We start from the raw sequence: 15890 nt of genomic DNA, 5'->3' as shown, positions 1-15890 counted from the left end.
ACCGGATGACCCGTACCGCCTTCGTCTTTCCCGGGCAGGGCTCCGAATGCGCCGGCATGGGCAGGGAGCTGCTCGCCCGGCGTCCGCAGCTCGCCGACACCTACTTCCGCGCCGCCGACGACCTCCTCGGGATCCCGCTGGCCAGGATCTGCCGGGACGGCTCCGACCGGGACCTGGAGGACCCGGTCGTCGCCCAGCCGGCCGTGTTCCTGACGAGCCTGGCGGCGCTGGAAGTGCTGCGCGGCGAGGGCCTGGAGCCGGACGCGGTCGCCGGGCACAGCCTCGGCGAGTACATGGCGCTGGTCGCCGCCGGGGTCCTGGAGTGGACCGACGCGCTGTGGCTGGTCCGGCTGCGCAGCGAACTCGTCGCCACCGTCGGCGACCGCGTCGGCAGCGCCACCGCGGCCGTCATCGGCCTCAGCCGCCGGGACCTGGCGAGGCTGTGCGCCGAGTCCCGTGCGGCGACGGACCAGGTGGTCGAGGTGGCCGGGGACAACGAACCCCGCCAGACGGTGGTCTCGGGGGAGGCCGAGGCGGTGTCCCACCTCATCGGGGCGGCCCGCGCGGCCGGGGCGCGGGTGCGGCCGCTGCGGGCCGGCGGCCCCTTCCACTCCAGCCTGCTGCGCGAGGCGGAGGCGGAGTTCACCGAGACCCTGATCGCCACCGCCTTCCGTGACCCGGAGCTGCCGCTGGTCTCCAGCGTCACCGGGGGGCGCATCGAGACCGCCGCCGAGGCCGTCGTCGCGCTGCGCGGCCAGCTGACCAGACCCGTGCGGTGGACCGAGGCCGTCGCGACGCTCGCCGACTCGGGCGCCGACCGGTTCGTGGAGGTGGGACCGGGCCGGGTGCTCGGCGGCCTGGTCCGGCGCATCCTGCCGGACGCCCGCGTCCACACGACGCGGACCGCCGCCCTGTCGGTGGACTCGGTGCTGGACGCGCCGAGCGACACCGCGGTCTGACCAGCGGCCCCGCCGGGCCGTCTCGTGCTGTGGCCGGGAAGGTCCACCGGGTCGCGGCGCCCGGCACGGCACCTCTCCGCGTTGTCGGACCACGGCGGTACGTCCAGTACGAGCCGCGGCCCTCCGCCTTGCGATGTACCGCACCGAACACCGCGACCCGGCAAACCTTCCCGGCCACAGCACTAGACGAGGAGCACCCTGTGAGAAGGCATGATCCCGGCCGGTTCGTCCGCGTGGTGGAGGGACGGCCCGACACCGACGAACTCGCGGCCCTGACCGCCGTCGTCCTCGCCCGGGCAGCGGGTTACGAGGGCCAGTACGGAGGCACGGCGGGCGCCGGGCCGGCCTGCGCGAGCCGGCACCTCCCCCGGCGCAACCGCACCTTCGGCGGCGCGCGCACCTGGCGGGCCGACCCCGCCGCCCCGAGGACCTAGGGGGCCCTCGGCCGAGGTTTCGTACGACCGGCGACAGGAAAGCGCCGGGAAGGGATCACGTCATGAACATCCACAAGGGCCTCGTACTCGACGAGACCGTGAAGTTCCATCAGGACACTCAGGTCGACCGGCCCTTCGTCCCCGGCACCACCGAGATCTGGCCCGCCGGCGCGGTACTGGACGAACGCGACCGCACGGCGCTGGTCGAGGCGGCCCTGGAGATGCGGATCGCCGCCGGACCCAGCTCGCGCCGGTTCGAGTCGCGCTTCGCCCGCAAGCTGGGGCACCGCAAGGCACACCTGACCAACTCGGGTTCCTCCGCCAACCTGCTGGCCATGACGGCCTTCACCTCGCACCTGCTGGAGGAGCGGCGCCTCAAGCGGGGCGACGAGGTCATCACGGTCGCCGCCGGCTTCCCCACCACCGTCAACCCGATCATCCAGAACGGGCTCGTCCCGGTCTTCGTGGACATCGAGCTGGGCACCTACAACACGACGGCGGACCGGGTCGCGCAGGCGATCGGCCCGAAGACCCGCGCCATCATGATCGCGCACGCCCTCGGCAACCCCTTCGAGGTCGCGGAGATCGCCCGGCTCGCCGCCGACCACGACCTGTTCCTCATCGAGGACAACTGCGACGCGGTGGGCTCCACGTACGACGGGCAGCTCACCGGAACGTTCGGCGACATGACGACGGTCAGCTTCTACCCGGCCCACCACCTGACGATGGGCGAGGGCGGCTGCGTGCTGACCTCGAACCTGGCGCTCGCGCGGATCGTGGAATCGCTGCGCGACTGGGGCCGGGACTGCTGGTGCGAGCCGGGCGAGACCAACAAGTGCCTCAAGCGCTTCAAGTACCAGATGGGCACCCTCCCCGAGGGCTACGACCACAAGTACATCTTCTCCCACGTCGGCTACAACTTGAAGGCCACCGACATCCAGGCGGCACTCGGCCTCACCCAGCTCGACAAGCTCGACGACTTCTGCGAGGCCCGCCGCCGCAACTGGCGCCGGCTGCGCGAGGGCCTGGACGGGGTGCCCCACCTGATCCTGCCCGAGGCCACCCCGCGCAGCGACCCGAGCTGGTTCGGCTTCGCCCTCACCGTGGACCCCGGGGCGCCCTACACGCGGGCGGCCCTCGTGGACTTCCTGGAGGACCGCAAGATCGGCACGCGGCGCCTGTTCGCCGGGAACCTGACCCGGCACCCGGCCTACATCGGCGAACCGCACCGGGTGGTCGGCGACCTCACGAACAGCGACATCGTCACCGACCAGACCTTCTGGGTCGGGGTCTACCCGGCGCTGACCGACGAGATGCTCGACTACGTCGTCGCCTCCGTCAAGGAGTTCGTGCAGTCCCGGACATGACCGAATCGACCACCGATTCCCGAACAGGAGCGGCCATGCCATCGATCCACGACGAGATCGCCGATCTGTCGGCGCAAGTACGGGTCCTGCGCGACCGGGCCGAGCTGCGCGACCTCTTCGACCGCTACGTCGCCGCCCTCGACACCGGGGACCACGCCGGCCCCGACGGCACGGCGTTCGACGAGCTGTTCACCGAGGACGCCGTGTTCTCCTTCCCCGTCGGCACCTGCACGGGCGTCGAGGGCTTCGCCGTACTGCGCCGGGAGGCCGGGGCGCGCTGGTCGCGCACCCACCACATCAGCGCCAACCACGACATCCGGCTCGACGGCGACCGGGCCACGTTGCGGGTCCAGCAGCTCACCCGGCACCTCCACGGGCCCGGCGGAGGGCGGCCCGGCGAAGGGCGGCCCGGCGAAGGGCCCCCCGCGCCCTTCGAGGTGGGCGGGTACTGCCGGGCCCGCGCCGTGCGCACGGAGGCCGGCTGGCGGCTGAGCCACGTCTCCTTCCACGTCGTGTGGGACGCCGGGGACCGCCTGCCCGAGCTGACCGGGGTGCAGTGGTGAGCACCGGGATCACCGGCTACCTCGTCCCCGCGCGCCGTGAGCCGGTACGGGAACCCGTACGCGATCACGCGCGGCAGCGGGCCGCGCTCTGGTTCCCCGAGCTGATGTACCCCGCGCCGTGCCACCCCGGGCCGCCCCTGTCCACGTTGATGCGCCGCCGGGCCGCCTGGGGGATCGCCCTCGTCCGGGGGCGCGCCGCCCGCCGCGGCCGCTGACCGTTCACTCGCCCAGCTTCGCCCAACAGCCTTGTGCATGAGGCGTGTTGCGCTGCCCCTGACCGTCTCTGACACAGACGTGAGGAAGGTTGACACGGATCTGACATAGACCCCGTTGACCCACGGATCGGTACCAACGAGGCTTTTGGAGAGCATCCCGCGACGTGTACCGAAAACCGTCATACCGGGGCACGTCCTCCGTATCACTGCCCGTCAATGTTCTGTTCATTCGGTTTCACCCTGAAAAGGAATACACATGAGTGACGTGAAGGATCTGGTGCAGGTCGCCGGGATCATCGACGCCGAAGAGGCCGCTCTGCTGGCCGAGGAGGGCGTCGACTGGTTCGGGTTCCCGCTCCGCCTCCCGTCGGGCAAGGACGACATCTCCGAGGCGTCGGCGACGGAGATCATCGGTAGCCTGACGGCCCCCCAGGAGGGCGTCCTCATCAGCTACATGACGGACGCCGACGAGATCAGCGCCTTCACCACCCAGCTCGGCGTCAAGGCCGTCCAGCTGCACGGCGACGTGGAGCCGGAGCAGCTGCGCAAGCTCAAGGCCAACCGCCCCGACCTGTACGTGCTCAAGAGCCTGGTCGTGAAGGAGGACAACGCCGAGGAGCTGCTCCAGCTCGTCGACGACGTCGCCGACTCGGTGGACATGTTCATCACCGACACCTTCAACCCGGCCACCGGCGCCAAGGGCGCCACCGGCCTCACCCACGACTGGAACGTCAGCGCCGAGCTCGTGCGCCGCTCCCCCAAGCCGCTGATGATGGCCGGCGGCCTGAACGCGGAGAACGTCGCCGACGCGATCCGCTTCGTCAAGCCCGCCGCCGTCGACGCCCACACGGGCCTCGAAGGCGCCGACGGCCGCAAGGACCGTGCCAAGGTCGCCAAGTTCGTGGCCGAGTCGCGCAAGGCGTTCGCCGAGATCGCGGCCGAGAGCGCCTGACGGCGACGGCACCGCCCGACCCCGTGGTTGCGGCCGCCCCGGGGCACCCCCCACCGGGCCCGGCCGCAGCCCGTCTCCACCGACCGACGAGATAGCAGGTTCTCATGGCGACCGGCCACCACAACGTCCATCCGCTGCCGCAGACCAACCAGCTGCGGGCGATGCACACCATCATCCGAGACCGTGACGCCTCGCGCGCGGACTTCGTCTTCTACTCCCGGCGCATCATCCGCCTCCTGCTCGAATCGGCGCTGGATCTGCTCCCGTTCGACAAGCAGAAGGTGACCACGCCGGTCGGCGAGACCTTCGAGGGGTTGAAGTTCACGCCGGACCTGTGCGCCGTGCCCGTGATCCGGGCCGGGGACTCGATGGTGGACGAGCTGCGCTCCGTCGTGCCCAACATCCGCGTCGGCAAGATCCTCATCCAGCGCGACAAGACCACCAAGCTGCCGCACTACCTCTACCACAACCTCCCGGACGACATCGCGCGCCGGCAGGTACTGCTCCTGGAGCCGATGCTCGCCACCGGCGGCAGCGCCAACGCCGCCATCGACCTGCTGCTCGACGCGGGGGTGCGCGAGGAGAACATCGTGTTCGTCAACTTCCTCGCCGCGCCCGAGGGGATCGAGGCGGTCCACGCCAAGCACCCCGCCGTCAAGATTGTCACCTCCTCGGTCGAGGAGCGCCTCAACGAGAACGCGTTCATGATCCCCGGCATCGGTGACTTCGGCGACCGCTTCTTCGGCACGACCGACTCGGCCGTGGTCCGATGAAGAGCCGCGCACTGACCGACTCGGCACTGACCGCGCTCGCCCCCGCCATCTGGGGTTCGACGTACCTGGTCACCACCGAGCTGCTCCCGGAGGGCCGCCCGCTGCTGGCGGCCATGCTGCGGGCCCTGCCCGCCGGCCTGATCCTCGTACTCATCGGCCGGACGCTGCCCCGCGGCATCTGGTGGTGGCGTGCGCTGGTCCTCGGCGTCCTGAACATCGGCGCCTTCTTCTACCTCCTGTTCGTCGCGGCGTACCACCTGCCGGGCGGGGTCGCGGCACTGGTGATGTCCATCCAGCCGATGATCGTGCTGCTCCTGGGGGCCCTGCTGCTCAAGGAGAAGATCAAGCAGATCCACCTGGTCGCCTGTGCGCTCGGCGCCGCCGGTGTGGCCCTGCTGGTCCTCCAGCCGAACGCCGGCCTGAACGCCACCGGAGTCATCGCCGGTCTGCTGGGCGCGCTCAGCATGGCCTCCGGCATCGTGCTGACCAAGCGCTGGGGCCGTCCCGAAGGGGTGGGCCTGCTGACCTTCACGGGCTGGCAGCTGACCGTCGGCGGCCTGGTGCTCCTGCCGGTCGCGCTGATCGGAGAGGGCCTGCCCGACACGATCACCGGCAAGAACCTCGCCGGTTTCGCCTACCTCGGCATCATCGGCGCCCTGTTCGCCTACGCGATCTGGTTCCGCGGCATGGAGCGGCTGCCCGCGCTCGCCGTGTCGTTCCTGAGCTTCGCCTCGCCGCTCGCGGCCACCCTGCTCGGCTACTTCGTCCTCGACCAGGCACTGTCGCCGCTCCAGCTCGTCGGCGCCCTCACCGTGGTCGCCGCCGTGATCCTGGCCCAGCCGCGTCCGGGCCGGGCCAGGAGGCAGGCGGCCAGGGCCAGTGCTCGGGAGCCCGTCGACGCCTGACGCGCCGGAGCTCCTCCCGAACTGCCGGCCCCGCCGAAACCCCCCTGGTGGGGGCCGGGAGAGGCGGTGGCACACCGAGGTCTCCCCCGTCCTCGGTGTGCCACCCGTCCGCCACCGATCAGGAGAGGAACCGAGTCCGTGCCCCACATCCATGTCCGGCACTACCCGAGAGACTTCACGGCCGAACAGATCCGGGCGATCGACGACGCGGTCACCTCCGCGGTGATGCGGACCTTCGCCACCGGCGAAGAGACCGTCTCGATCTCGCTGGAGCCGGTCGAACCCGAGGACTGGGACGCCCACGTCCTCACCGAGATAGCGGCCCGCCGGGACCTGCTGGTCAAGCCGCCCGGCTACTGGAACGAGAAGTGAGAGACCTTCGATGAGCGCAAGCAGCGGCATCCCCGTCGTCTACACCGAGGAAGTCCGTGAGGCCCTCCACGACGGCGCGGCCGTCGTCGCCCTGGAGAGCAACGTCATCACGCACGGCCTGCCCTACCCCGACAACGCGGCCACCGCCCGCAAGGTGGAGGACGCCGTCCGGGCCGGCGGCGCCGTACCCGCGACGATCTGCATCGAGGCGGGGGAGATCCGCGTCGGCATGTCGGACTCGGACATCGAGCGCTTCGCCTCGCTTCCGGACATCCCCAAGGTCTCCAGCCGCGACATGCCCCTCGTGCTGGCCAAGGGCGGGCTGGGCGCCACCACCGTGGCGTCCTCCGTCGTGGCGGCCGAGCTCGCGGGCATCCCCTTCTTCTCCTCCGCGGGCATCGGCGGCGTGCACCGCGGCGCGCAGGAGACCTGGGACGTGTCCTCCGACCTCATCCAGTTCACCCGCTCCAAGGTCGCGGTGGTCTGCGCCGGCGCGAAGATGATCCTCGACCTCGGGCTGACGCTGGAGTACCTGGAGACGCAGTGCGTCCCGGTCGTCGCCTACCGCTCGGACGACTTCCCCGCCTTCTACTGCCGCACCAGCGGTCACCGGGCACCCCACCGCCTGGACGACGAGCAGGTCATCGCCCGCGCCATCGAGGCGCACTGGGCGCTGGGCAACAACAGTTCCTTCCTGATCACCACCCCGGTCAGGGAGGAGGACGCCATCGACTCCACCGAGGTCGACACGGCCATCCGCGCCGCCGTCGCCCAGGCCACCGCCGACGGGGTCTCCGGCCAGGGCATCACCAAGTACCTGATGCGGGCCGTGGACGCGGCCACCGACGGGCGTTCGGCGCGCGCCAACATGGCCGTCCTCGCCTCCTGCGCCGAGGCCGCGGGCCGGCTGGCCGTGGCCCACGCCGCGCACCTCGCCGAACGCGCGGGCCGCTAGACCCCGTCCGGGCTCCGCCCCGTCCACCCCGCCACGCCGCAGTACGTCCGCACCACGATATGACCTCAATGAGGAGACACACGATGTCCGAGAAGCTGTTCGAGCCGGTCACCCTGGGCAAGCTGGCCCTGGGCAACCGCCTGGTCATGGCGCCCATGAGCCGCAACCGCGCCACCCCCGACGGCCTCGCCACGGAACTGATGGCCACCTACTACGCCCAGCGGGCGGGCGCCGGCCTCATCATCACCGAGGGCATCCAGCCCAACGTCGTCGGCCAGGGGTTCATGAACAGCCCCGGCCTCTACTCGCAGGAGCAGACCGAGTCCTGGAAGCAGGTCACCTCCGCCGTGCACCGCGCCGGCGGGCTGATCGCCGCCCAGCTCATGCACTGCGGCCGCATCGGCCACCCGTCCCTGTACCCGAGCGCGCACCAGTCCGTCGCGCCGTCGGCCGTCACCGCGGCCGGCCAGTGCTTCGGCCCCGAGGGCCCGCTGGAGTACCAGGAGCCGCACGAGCTGACGGTCGAGGAGATCGCGGACACCGTCAAGGAGTTCGCGGACGCCGCGCAGAACGCCATCGAGGCCGGCTTCGACGGCGTCGAGGTCCACGCGGGCAACGGCTTCCTCCTCCACCAGTTCCTCGCGGAGAACACCAACCGGCGCACCGACCGGTACGGCGGCTCCATCGAGAACCGCATCCGCTTCGCCGTCGAGGTGGTCGAGGCGGTGTCCGAGCGGATCGGCGCCGACCGCGTCGGCGTGCGCATCTCGCCCGCCAACCCGTACAACGACATCGTCGAGGGCGACACCGCCGCCCTGTACGAGGCGCTCGTCGCGGCCCTGCCGCCGGTGGCGTTCCTGCACGTCCTGGAGGGCGGCAACCGCGGCCAGACCGAGGCGCTGCGCGCCCAGTGGACCGGCACCATCATCCTGTGCCCGCACCCGGAGAACCTGGGCGTCCCGGTCACCGCCGAGATCGCCACCGAGGCACTCGAGGCCGGTGTCGCCTGCGCCGTCGCGTTCGGCGCGGCGTTCCTCGCCAACCCGGACCTGCCGGAGCGCGTGCGCGCCGGCGGCCCGTTCAACGCACTGGACACCACCACCTTCTACGGTGGCGACCACCGGGGCTACACCGACTACCCGACGCTGGCCGAGGCCGAGGCCGAGGCCGGTTCCGCGTGAGCGGCCCCGGCCAGATGCTGCTGTTCTCGGGGCGCGCGCACCCCGAGCTGGCGCAGGCCGTGGCGGCCGAACTGGGCACGACGCTGGTCCCGACGAAGGCGATCGACTTCGCCAACGGCGAGATCTACATCCGTTACCAGGCCTCCGTGCGCGGCGCGGACTGCTTCGTCATCCAGAGCCACACCGCGCCGATCAACAAGGCGATCATGGAACAGCTCATCATGATCGACGCGTTGAAGCGGGCCTCCGCCCGCAGCATCACGGTGATCCTGCCGTTCTACGGGTACGCCCGCCAGGACCGCAAGCACAGCGGCCGCGAGCCCATCTCGGCCCGTCTGGTGGCGGACCTGCTGAGGACGGCCGGCGCGGACCGGATCCTGACGGTCGATCTGCACGCCGACCAGATCCAGGGCTTCTTCGACGGGCCGGTGGACCACCTGTTCGCGATGCCGGTCCTCGCGGACCACATCGGGGCCAAGGCCGACCGCGACAACCTCACGGTCGTCTCGCCCGACGCCGGCCGCGTCCGGGTCGCGGACGGGTGGTGCGACCGGTTGGGCGCGCCGCTGGCCATCGTCCACAAGCGGCGCGACAAGGACGTGGCCCACCAGGTCACCGCCCACGAGGTGGTCGGTGACGTAGAGGGCCGGGACTGCGTCCTCGTCGACGACATGATCGACACCGGCGGCACGATCTGCGCCGCCGCCGACGCCCTCTTCGCCCAGGGCGCGCGGGACGTCATCGTGGCGGCCACGCACGGGGTGCTGTCCGGCCCCGCCGCGGACCGCCTCAAGAACTCGCGGGTCAGCGAGTTCGTCTTCACGGACACCCTGCCGGTGCCCGGGGCGCTCGGACTGGACAAGGTCACCGTCCTGTCGATCGCCCCGCTCATCGCGGGCGCCGCCCGTGAGGTGTTCGAGAACGGATCGGTGACCCGGTTGCTCCAGGACCGGTAGGGCCGGGACGGGCGGGCCGAGGGGGCCCGTCCGTACCCCGGGGCGGTGCGCGCGGCGCACCGCCCCGGCAGCCCCACCGGGGGAGCGGTCCTGGTCCCCTGTCCGTCGGTTTCTTTCACTCCGGGCCGCCGCCCGGCTCTTCCGGCTCACCCCCCGCAGTGTCCGCCGGCCTGCGGGTGGCGTCCGCACCGCGGTGAGCCGCTGCAGACCGGGTCTGCCGCAAGGAGCGCGGCCCGGTCGCGCGGGCGTCGAGCACGCCCGCTGTTCCACGAAGGAAGTAAGGAAGCGAGAAATGACCTTTCAGGAGACCAGCGTGCTCGATCCCACCCTTCTGGGAACCAAGGCGTTGCCGGACCTGCTCGCAGAGCGGGTCGCGGAGCACCCGGAGGCGACCGCGGTCGTCTACCGTGACCAGAGCCTCACGTACCGCGAACTGGCCGCCAGAAGCTCGGCCCTGGCCGAGTACCTCAGACATCTCGGTGTCTCGGCGGACGACTGCGTCGGCCTCTTCGTCGAGCCGTCGCTCGACCTGATGATCGGCGCCTGGGGCATCCTGTCGGCCGGCGGTGCCTACCTGCCGCTGTCCCCGGAGTACCCCGAGGACCGGCTCCGGTACATGATCGAGAACAGCCAGGCGAAGATCATCCTGGCCCAGCAGCGCCTGGTGTCCCGGCTGCGCGAACTCGCGCCGAAGGACGTCACCGTCGTCACCCTGCGCGACTCCGACGCGTTCGTACTGCCCGAGGTGGGCACGCCTGCGGCCGCCGCCGAGGGCGCCCACCCCGACAGCCTCGCCTACGTCATCTACACCTCGGGCAGCACCGGCAAGCCCAAGGGCGTGATGATCGAGCACCGCAGCGTCGTCAACCAGCTCGGCTGGCTGCGCGAGACGCACGGCATCGACCGCAGCAAGGTCGTCCTGCAGAAGACCCCGATGAGCTTCGACGCCGCCCAGTGGGAGATCCTCTCCCCGGCCAACGGCGCCACCGTCGTCATGGGCGCCCCCGGCGTCTACGCCGACCCCGAGGGCCTCATCGAGACCATCCACAAGCACGGCGTCACCACCCTGCAGTGCGTCCCGACGCTGCTCCAGGCGCTCATCGACACCGAGAAGTTCGACGCCTGCTCCTCGCTGCAGCAGATATTCAGCGGCGGCGAGGCGCTCTCGCGCAACCTCGCGATCCAGGTCACCCGCGAGATGCCGGGCCGCTCCCTGATCAACCTGTACGGGCCGACGGAGTGCACCATCAACTCCTCCTCGTACACCGTCGACCCGGAGGCTCTGGACGAGGGACCCCAGTCGATCTCGATCGGCAGCCCCGTCCACCGCACCGAGTACCACATCCTCGACAAGGACCTGCGGCCCGTCGGCGTCGGCGAGATCGGCGAGCTCTACATCGGCGGCGTCCAGCTGGCCCGCGGCTACCTGCACCGCCCCGACCTGACCGCCGACCGCTTCCTGGAGATCCCCCTCGGCGACGGCGCCGCCCCCACCCGCCTCTACAAGACGGGCGACCTGGGCCAGTGGAACCCGGACGGCACCGTGCAGTTCGCCGGCCGCGCCGACAACCAGGTCAAGCTGCGCGGCTACCGCGTCGAACTCGACGAGATCTCCCTCGCGATCGAGAACCACGAGTGGGTCCGCAACGCGGCCGTCATCGTCAAGAACGACAGCCGTACCGGCTTCCAGAACCTGATCGCCTGCGTCGAGCTGAGCGAGAAGGAAGCCGCCCTGATGGACCAGGGCAACCACGGCTCCCACCACGCCTCGAAGAAGAGCAAGCTCCAGGTCAAGGCGCAGCTGTCCAACCCGGGCCTGCGCGACGACGCCGAGCTCGCCGCCCGCCCCGCCTACGACCTGCCGGGCGCCGAGGCCACCCCCGAGCAGCGCGCCCGCGTCTTCGCCCGCAAGACCTACCGCTTCTACGAGGGCGGCGAGGTCACCCGGGCCGACCTGCTCGACCTCCTCGGCGCCAAGGTCACCGCGGGCTACTCGCGCAAGGCGGCCGACCTGGCCCCCGCCGAACTGGGCCAGATCCTGCGCTGGTTCGGCCAGTTCGTCAGCGAGGAGCGGCTGCTGCCGAAGTACGGCTACGCCTCCCCGGGCGCGCTGTACGCGACGCAGATGTACTTCGAGCTGGAGGGCGTCGGCGGGCTCCGGCCGGGCTACTACTACTACCAGCCGGTCCGCCACCAGCTCGTGCTGATCAGCGAGCGCGAGGCCACCGGCAAGCCCACCGCGCAGATCCACTTCATCGGCAAGAAGAGCGGCATCGAGCCGGTCTACAAGAACAACATCCTCGAAGTCCTGGAGATCGAGACCGGCCACATGGTCGGCCTGTTCGAGCAGATCCTGCCGTCCTACGGCCTCGACATCCACGACCGCGCCTACGAGCCGGCCGTCCGGGAGCTGCTGGACGTCGCCGACGAGGACTACTACCTGGGCACCTTCGAGCTCGTCCCGCACGCGGGCCCGCGCGAGGACCACGCCGAGGTCTACGTCCAGACGCACGGCAGCAAGATCGCGGACCTGCCCGAGGCCCTGTACCGATACGCGGACGGCGAGCTGACGCACTTCTCGGACGACATCGTCCTCAAGAAGCACGTCATCGCGATCAACCAGTCGGTGTACCAGGCCGCGAGCTTCGGCATCAGCGTGTACAGCCGCGCCCCCGAGGAGTGGATGCACTACATCGCCCTCGGCAAGAAGCTCCAGCACCTGATGATGAACGGGCTGAACCTGGGCTTCATGTCCTCCGGCTACAGCTCCAAGACCGGCAACCCGCTGCCCGCCTCGCGCCGCATGGACTCCGTCCTCGCCGCGAACGGCGTCGAGGGCGGCCCGATGTACTTCTTCGTCGGCGGCCGCATCAGCGACGAGCAGGTCGGCCACGAGGGCATGCGCGAGGACAGCGTCCACATGCGCGGTCCGGCCGAGCTCATCCGCGACGACCTCGTCAGCTTCCTGCCCGACTACATGATCCCGAACCGCGTCGTGGTCTTCGAGCGGATGCCGCTGTCCGCCAACGGCAAGGTCGACGTCAAGGCACTGGCCGCCTCCGAGCAGGTCAACGCCGAACTCGTCGAACGGCCCTTCGTGGCCCCGCGCACGGAGACCGAGAAGGAGATCAGCGCGATCTGGGCGAAGTCCCTGCGGCGCGAGAACGTCTCCGTGCAGGACGACTTCTTCGAGTCCGGCGGCAACTCGCTGATCGCCGTCGGCCTGATCCGCGAGCTCAACTCCCGGCTCGGCGTCTCCCTGCCGCTGCAGAGCGTCCTGGAGTCCCCGACCGTCGAGAAGCTCGCCCGGCGCCTGGAGCGGGAGGTCGCCCAGGAGTCCTCGCGCCTGGTGCGCCTGCACGCGGAGACCGGCAAGGCCAAGCCCGTGATCTGCTGGCCCGGCCTCGGCGGCTACCCGATGAACCTGCGCACCCTGGCCGGCGAGATCGGCCTCGGCCGCTCGTTCTACGGTGTCCAGTCGCACGGCATCAACGAGGGCGAGAGCCCGTACGAGACCATCGTCGAGATGGCCAAGGCGGACATCGAGGCCATCAAGGAGCTCCAGCCGACCGGCCCCTACACCCTGTGGGGCTACTCCTTCGGCGCCCGCGTGGCCTTCGAGACCGCCTACCAGCTGGAGCAGGCCGGCGAGAAGGTCGACAACCTGTTCCTGATCGCGCCCGGCTCCCCGAAGGTGCGCGCCGAGAACGGCAAGGTGTGGGGCCGTGAGGCGTCCTTCGCCAACCGCGGCTACACCACGATCCTCTTCTCCGTCTTCACCGGCACCATTTCCGGTCCGGACCTGGAGAAGTGCCTGGAGACCGTGACGGACGAGGCGTCCTTCGCCGAGTTCATCAGCGAGCTCAAGGGCATCGACGTCGAACTCGCCCGGCGGATCATCTCGGTCGTAGGCCAGACGTACGAGTTCGAGTACTCCTTCCACGAGCTGGCCGAGCGCACCCTCCAGGCGCCGATCAGCATCTTCAAGGCCGTGGGCGACGACTACTCGTTCCTGGAGAACAGCAGCGGTTACTCGGCCGAGCCGCCGACGGTCATCGACCTCGACGCCGACCACTACAGCCTGCTGCGCGAGGACATCGGCGAGCTGGTCAAGCACATCCGCTACCTGCTCGGCGAGGAGTGACGGCGCGGAACCCGCGGTGACGGCCGCCCCGCCGGAGCGATCCGGCGGGGCGGCCCCGTCCGTCGGCGGCCGTCCGGCCGCCGCCGCCGTCTTGTTGACGAGGAGCCACCTCCCATGCGTTTCCATCTCATCGGCCCGTTCGAGATCGTCTCCGACGACGGACGGGTGTACCGGCCGGGGACCCCCAAGGTCTGCCAGACACTGGCGCTGCTGCTCACCCGGCCCCATGAGATCGTCACGGCGGAAGCGCTCATCCACGAGCTGTGGGGCGACACACCGCCCCGCAGCGCCGTCACCACCCTCCAGACGTACGTGTACCACGCCCGCCGGATGCTGGTGAGCCAGGACCTGGTGCCGGCCGGGCGCTCCCTGATCGTCACCAGCCCGCCCGGCTACCGGATCCTCGCCGACGACGCCGAGATCGACATCCGCGTCTTCGAACGGCTCGTCGCCCAGGCCCGCACGGAACTCGGCCGCGCGGACCCGGGCGCGGCGCTGCGCAGCGTCCGGCAGGCGCTCGACCTGTGGCGCGGGCCGGCCCTGTCGAACCATCCCGTCGGCGATGTGCTCGCCGGCCACCTCGTGCACCTGGAGGAGCTGCGCGTACGGGCCTTCGAGATCCGGATCGAGGCGCAGGAGCAGCTGGGCCTGAACCGCGAATCCATCCCCGAGCTGCGCAAGCTCACCAACGACTACCCGCTCAACGAGTGGTTCCACAGCCGGCTCATCGCGGCCCTGGTGGCCGCCGGCCGGCGCGCGGAGGCCATGCGGGCCTACCAGAACGTCCGCCGGATCCTCGCCGACGAACTGGGCATGGAACCCTCGCCGGAACTCCGGCAGCTCCAGGCCCGGCTGCTGAGCCCCGCCCCCCGGCGCGTCCCCGGGCCGCCGGCCGCCGCGGCCCCCCGGGCCGGCGGCGAGCGGTTCGCGGTGCGGACCGGTACCTGATGGGGGCACTGGAGGGCAGGGTCGCCGTGGTCACCGGCGGGACGAGGGGCCTCGGGCTCAAGATCACCGAGGCGTTCGTCGCGGAGGGCGCGCGGGTCGTCGTCGCCGCGCGCGGCGAGGCCGGGGCGGACGCGGCCCTGGCGCACCTGGACGGCCGCGCCGTCTTCCGGCAGACCGACGTACGCGACCCGGAATCGGTGCGCGCCCTGATGGAGGCGGCGGCGGACCGGTTCGCGGGGGTGGACGTCCTGATGGCCAACGCCGGTCTGAGCCGGCCGGGGCCCGCGGCGGGGCTGGCCGGCGCCGACTGGGCGGAGGTCGTCGACACGAACGTGAACGGCCTCTTCCACTGCGTGCAGGCGGCCGTGCCGTACCTGGAGCGGAGCGGGAGCGGACGCATCATCACGATGTCCTCGGCGCTGGGCAGCCGGCCCGCCCCGGGCGCGTCCGCGTACTGCGCGAGCAAGGCGGCGGTGGAGATGTTCAGCAAGGTCATCGCGCTGGAGCTCGCGCCGAAGGGCATCGTCGTCAACTGCCTGGCGCCCGGCTTCATCGACGAGGGCATGGGGCGGCTGCTCAAGCAGAACCAGGCGGTGTGGAGCACGTACGCGCCGAAGGTGGCGCTGGGCCGCATGGGCACCGGCCGGGAGGTCGCCGAGGCCGCCGTCTACCTCGCGGGCGACGCCGGTGCCTACGTCAACGGGCACGTTCTGGAGGTCAACGGGGGCCTGGCCTGGTGAGGCGGAACACCCCGCTCCTGGGCAGGGCCGCTTCCGTTTTTCGAGTGGATCTCCAGAGGGGTCGGAGACTGTCGCCTCCCGCCCACACCACAGAAGGAATCCGCCCGTGTCCCGTCGCCTGTTCACCTCGGAGTCCGTGACCGAGGGCCACCCCGACAAGATCGCTGACCAGATCAGCGACACGATCCTCGACGCGCTCCTCACCGAGGACCCGACCTCGCGCGTGGCGGTCGAGACGCTGATCACGACCGGTCTCGTGCACATCGCGGGAGAGGTGACGACGAAGGCGTACGCGCCGATCGCGCAGCTCGTCCGCGCGAAGATCCTGGAGATCGGCTACGACTCCTCGAAGAAGGGCTTCGACGGCGCCTCCTGCGGCGTGTCGGTGTCCATCGGCGCGCAGTCCCCGGACATCGCCCAGGGTGT

The 15890-nt window shown here is 70.9% G+C and carries 16 protein-coding genes; all 16 read left to right on the top strand.

The window, feature by feature from the left end:
• The first annotated feature begins 5 nt into the window (after positions 1-5).
• The gene (locus ACIA6C_RS31905) at positions 6-959 is read left to right on the top strand and encodes an ACP S-malonyltransferase (RefSeq protein ID WP_399281152.1); all 954 of its coding nucleotides are present in this window, start codon (positions 6-8) and stop codon (positions 957-959) included.
• 200 nt (positions 960-1159) lie between these two features.
• Complete coding sequence (locus tag ACIA6C_RS31900; RefSeq protein WP_361138366.1) at positions 1160-1393, top strand: acyl-CoA carboxylase subunit epsilon; 234 nt, start codon at positions 1160-1162, stop codon at positions 1391-1393.
• A 62-nt stretch (positions 1394-1455) separates the two neighbouring features.
• Complete coding sequence (gene rfbH, locus ACIA6C_RS31895) at positions 1456-2760, top strand: lipopolysaccharide biosynthesis protein RfbH (RefSeq protein ID WP_361138365.1); 1305 nt, start codon at positions 1456-1458, stop codon at positions 2758-2760.
• Positions 2761-2795: 35 nt separating this feature from the next.
• The gene (locus tag ACIA6C_RS31890) at positions 2796-3323 is read left to right on the top strand and encodes a nuclear transport factor 2 family protein (RefSeq protein ID WP_399281149.1); all 528 of its coding nucleotides are present in this window, start codon (positions 2796-2798) and stop codon (positions 3321-3323) included.
• The gene (locus ACIA6C_RS31885; protein ID WP_399281148.1) at positions 3320-3538 is read left to right on the top strand and encodes a hypothetical protein; all 219 of its coding nucleotides are present in this window, start codon (positions 3320-3322) and stop codon (positions 3536-3538) included. The genes ACIA6C_RS31890 and ACIA6C_RS31885 overlap by 4 nt, the downstream gene beginning before the upstream one ends.
• A gap of 256 nt (positions 3539-3794) precedes the next feature.
• A complete protein-coding gene (locus tag ACIA6C_RS31880) occupies positions 3795-4490 on the top strand; it encodes a phosphoribosylanthranilate isomerase (protein ID WP_399281146.1) in 696 nt (231 codons plus the stop codon).
• Positions 4491-4594: 104 nt separating this feature from the next.
• Positions 4595-5263: a uracil phosphoribosyltransferase gene (upp, locus tag ACIA6C_RS31875; RefSeq protein ID WP_366081318.1), complete on the top strand. Its 669-nt coding sequence runs from the start codon at positions 4595-4597 to the stop codon at positions 5261-5263.
• Positions 5260-6168 carry an EamA family transporter gene (locus ACIA6C_RS31870; RefSeq protein ID WP_361138357.1) on the top strand — a complete coding sequence of 303 codons (909 nt, stop codon included), beginning with the start codon at positions 5260-5262 and terminating at the stop codon, positions 6166-6168. The genes upp and ACIA6C_RS31870 overlap by 4 nt, the downstream gene beginning before the upstream one ends.
• Positions 6169-6306: 138 nt before the next feature.
• Positions 6307-6540 carry a tautomerase family protein gene (locus ACIA6C_RS31865; protein ID WP_361138356.1) on the top strand — a complete coding sequence of 78 codons (234 nt, stop codon included), beginning with the start codon at positions 6307-6309 and terminating at the stop codon, positions 6538-6540.
• A gap of 10 nt (positions 6541-6550) precedes the next feature.
• Positions 6551-7495: a pseudouridine-5'-phosphate glycosidase gene (locus tag ACIA6C_RS31860; RefSeq protein ID WP_361138355.1), complete on the top strand. Its 945-nt coding sequence runs from the start codon at positions 6551-6553 to the stop codon at positions 7493-7495.
• Between the two features lie 83 nt (positions 7496-7578).
• Entirely contained in the window at positions 7579-8676 is a 1098-nt protein-coding gene (locus ACIA6C_RS31855) for an alkene reductase (RefSeq protein WP_399281143.1), read from the top strand.
• A 14-nt stretch (positions 8677-8690) separates the two neighbouring features.
• Positions 8691-9632 carry a ribose-phosphate diphosphokinase gene (locus tag ACIA6C_RS31850; RefSeq protein ID WP_366081319.1) on the top strand — a complete coding sequence of 314 codons (942 nt, stop codon included), beginning with the start codon at positions 8691-8693 and terminating at the stop codon, positions 9630-9632.
• A 292-nt stretch (positions 9633-9924) separates the two neighbouring features.
• Entirely contained in the window at positions 9925-13776 is a 3852-nt protein-coding gene (locus ACIA6C_RS31845) for an amino acid adenylation domain-containing protein (RefSeq protein WP_399281141.1), read from the top strand.
• Between the two features lie 114 nt (positions 13777-13890).
• Positions 13891-14724 carry a BTAD domain-containing putative transcriptional regulator gene (locus tag ACIA6C_RS31840; protein ID WP_399281139.1) on the top strand — a complete coding sequence of 278 codons (834 nt, stop codon included), beginning with the start codon at positions 13891-13893 and terminating at the stop codon, positions 14722-14724.
• Positions 14724-15464, top strand: coding sequence for an SDR family NAD(P)-dependent oxidoreductase (locus ACIA6C_RS31835; protein ID WP_399281137.1), 741 nt, complete (start codon positions 14724-14726; stop codon positions 15462-15464). The genes ACIA6C_RS31840 and ACIA6C_RS31835 overlap by 1 nt, the downstream gene beginning before the upstream one ends.
• A gap of 106 nt (positions 15465-15570) precedes the next feature.
• Positions 15571-15890 (top strand): S-adenosylmethionine synthetase N-terminal domain-containing protein (locus ACIA6C_RS31830; protein WP_399281135.1); only part of this gene is annotated, 320 nt, incomplete at its 3' end.

It is taken from the genome of Streptomyces sp. NPDC051578 (assembly GCF_044454045.1).
Lineage (GTDB): Bacteria > Actinomycetota > Actinomycetes > Streptomycetales > Streptomycetaceae > Streptomyces.
This window is presented reverse-complemented; position numbering and strand designations above follow the sequence as displayed.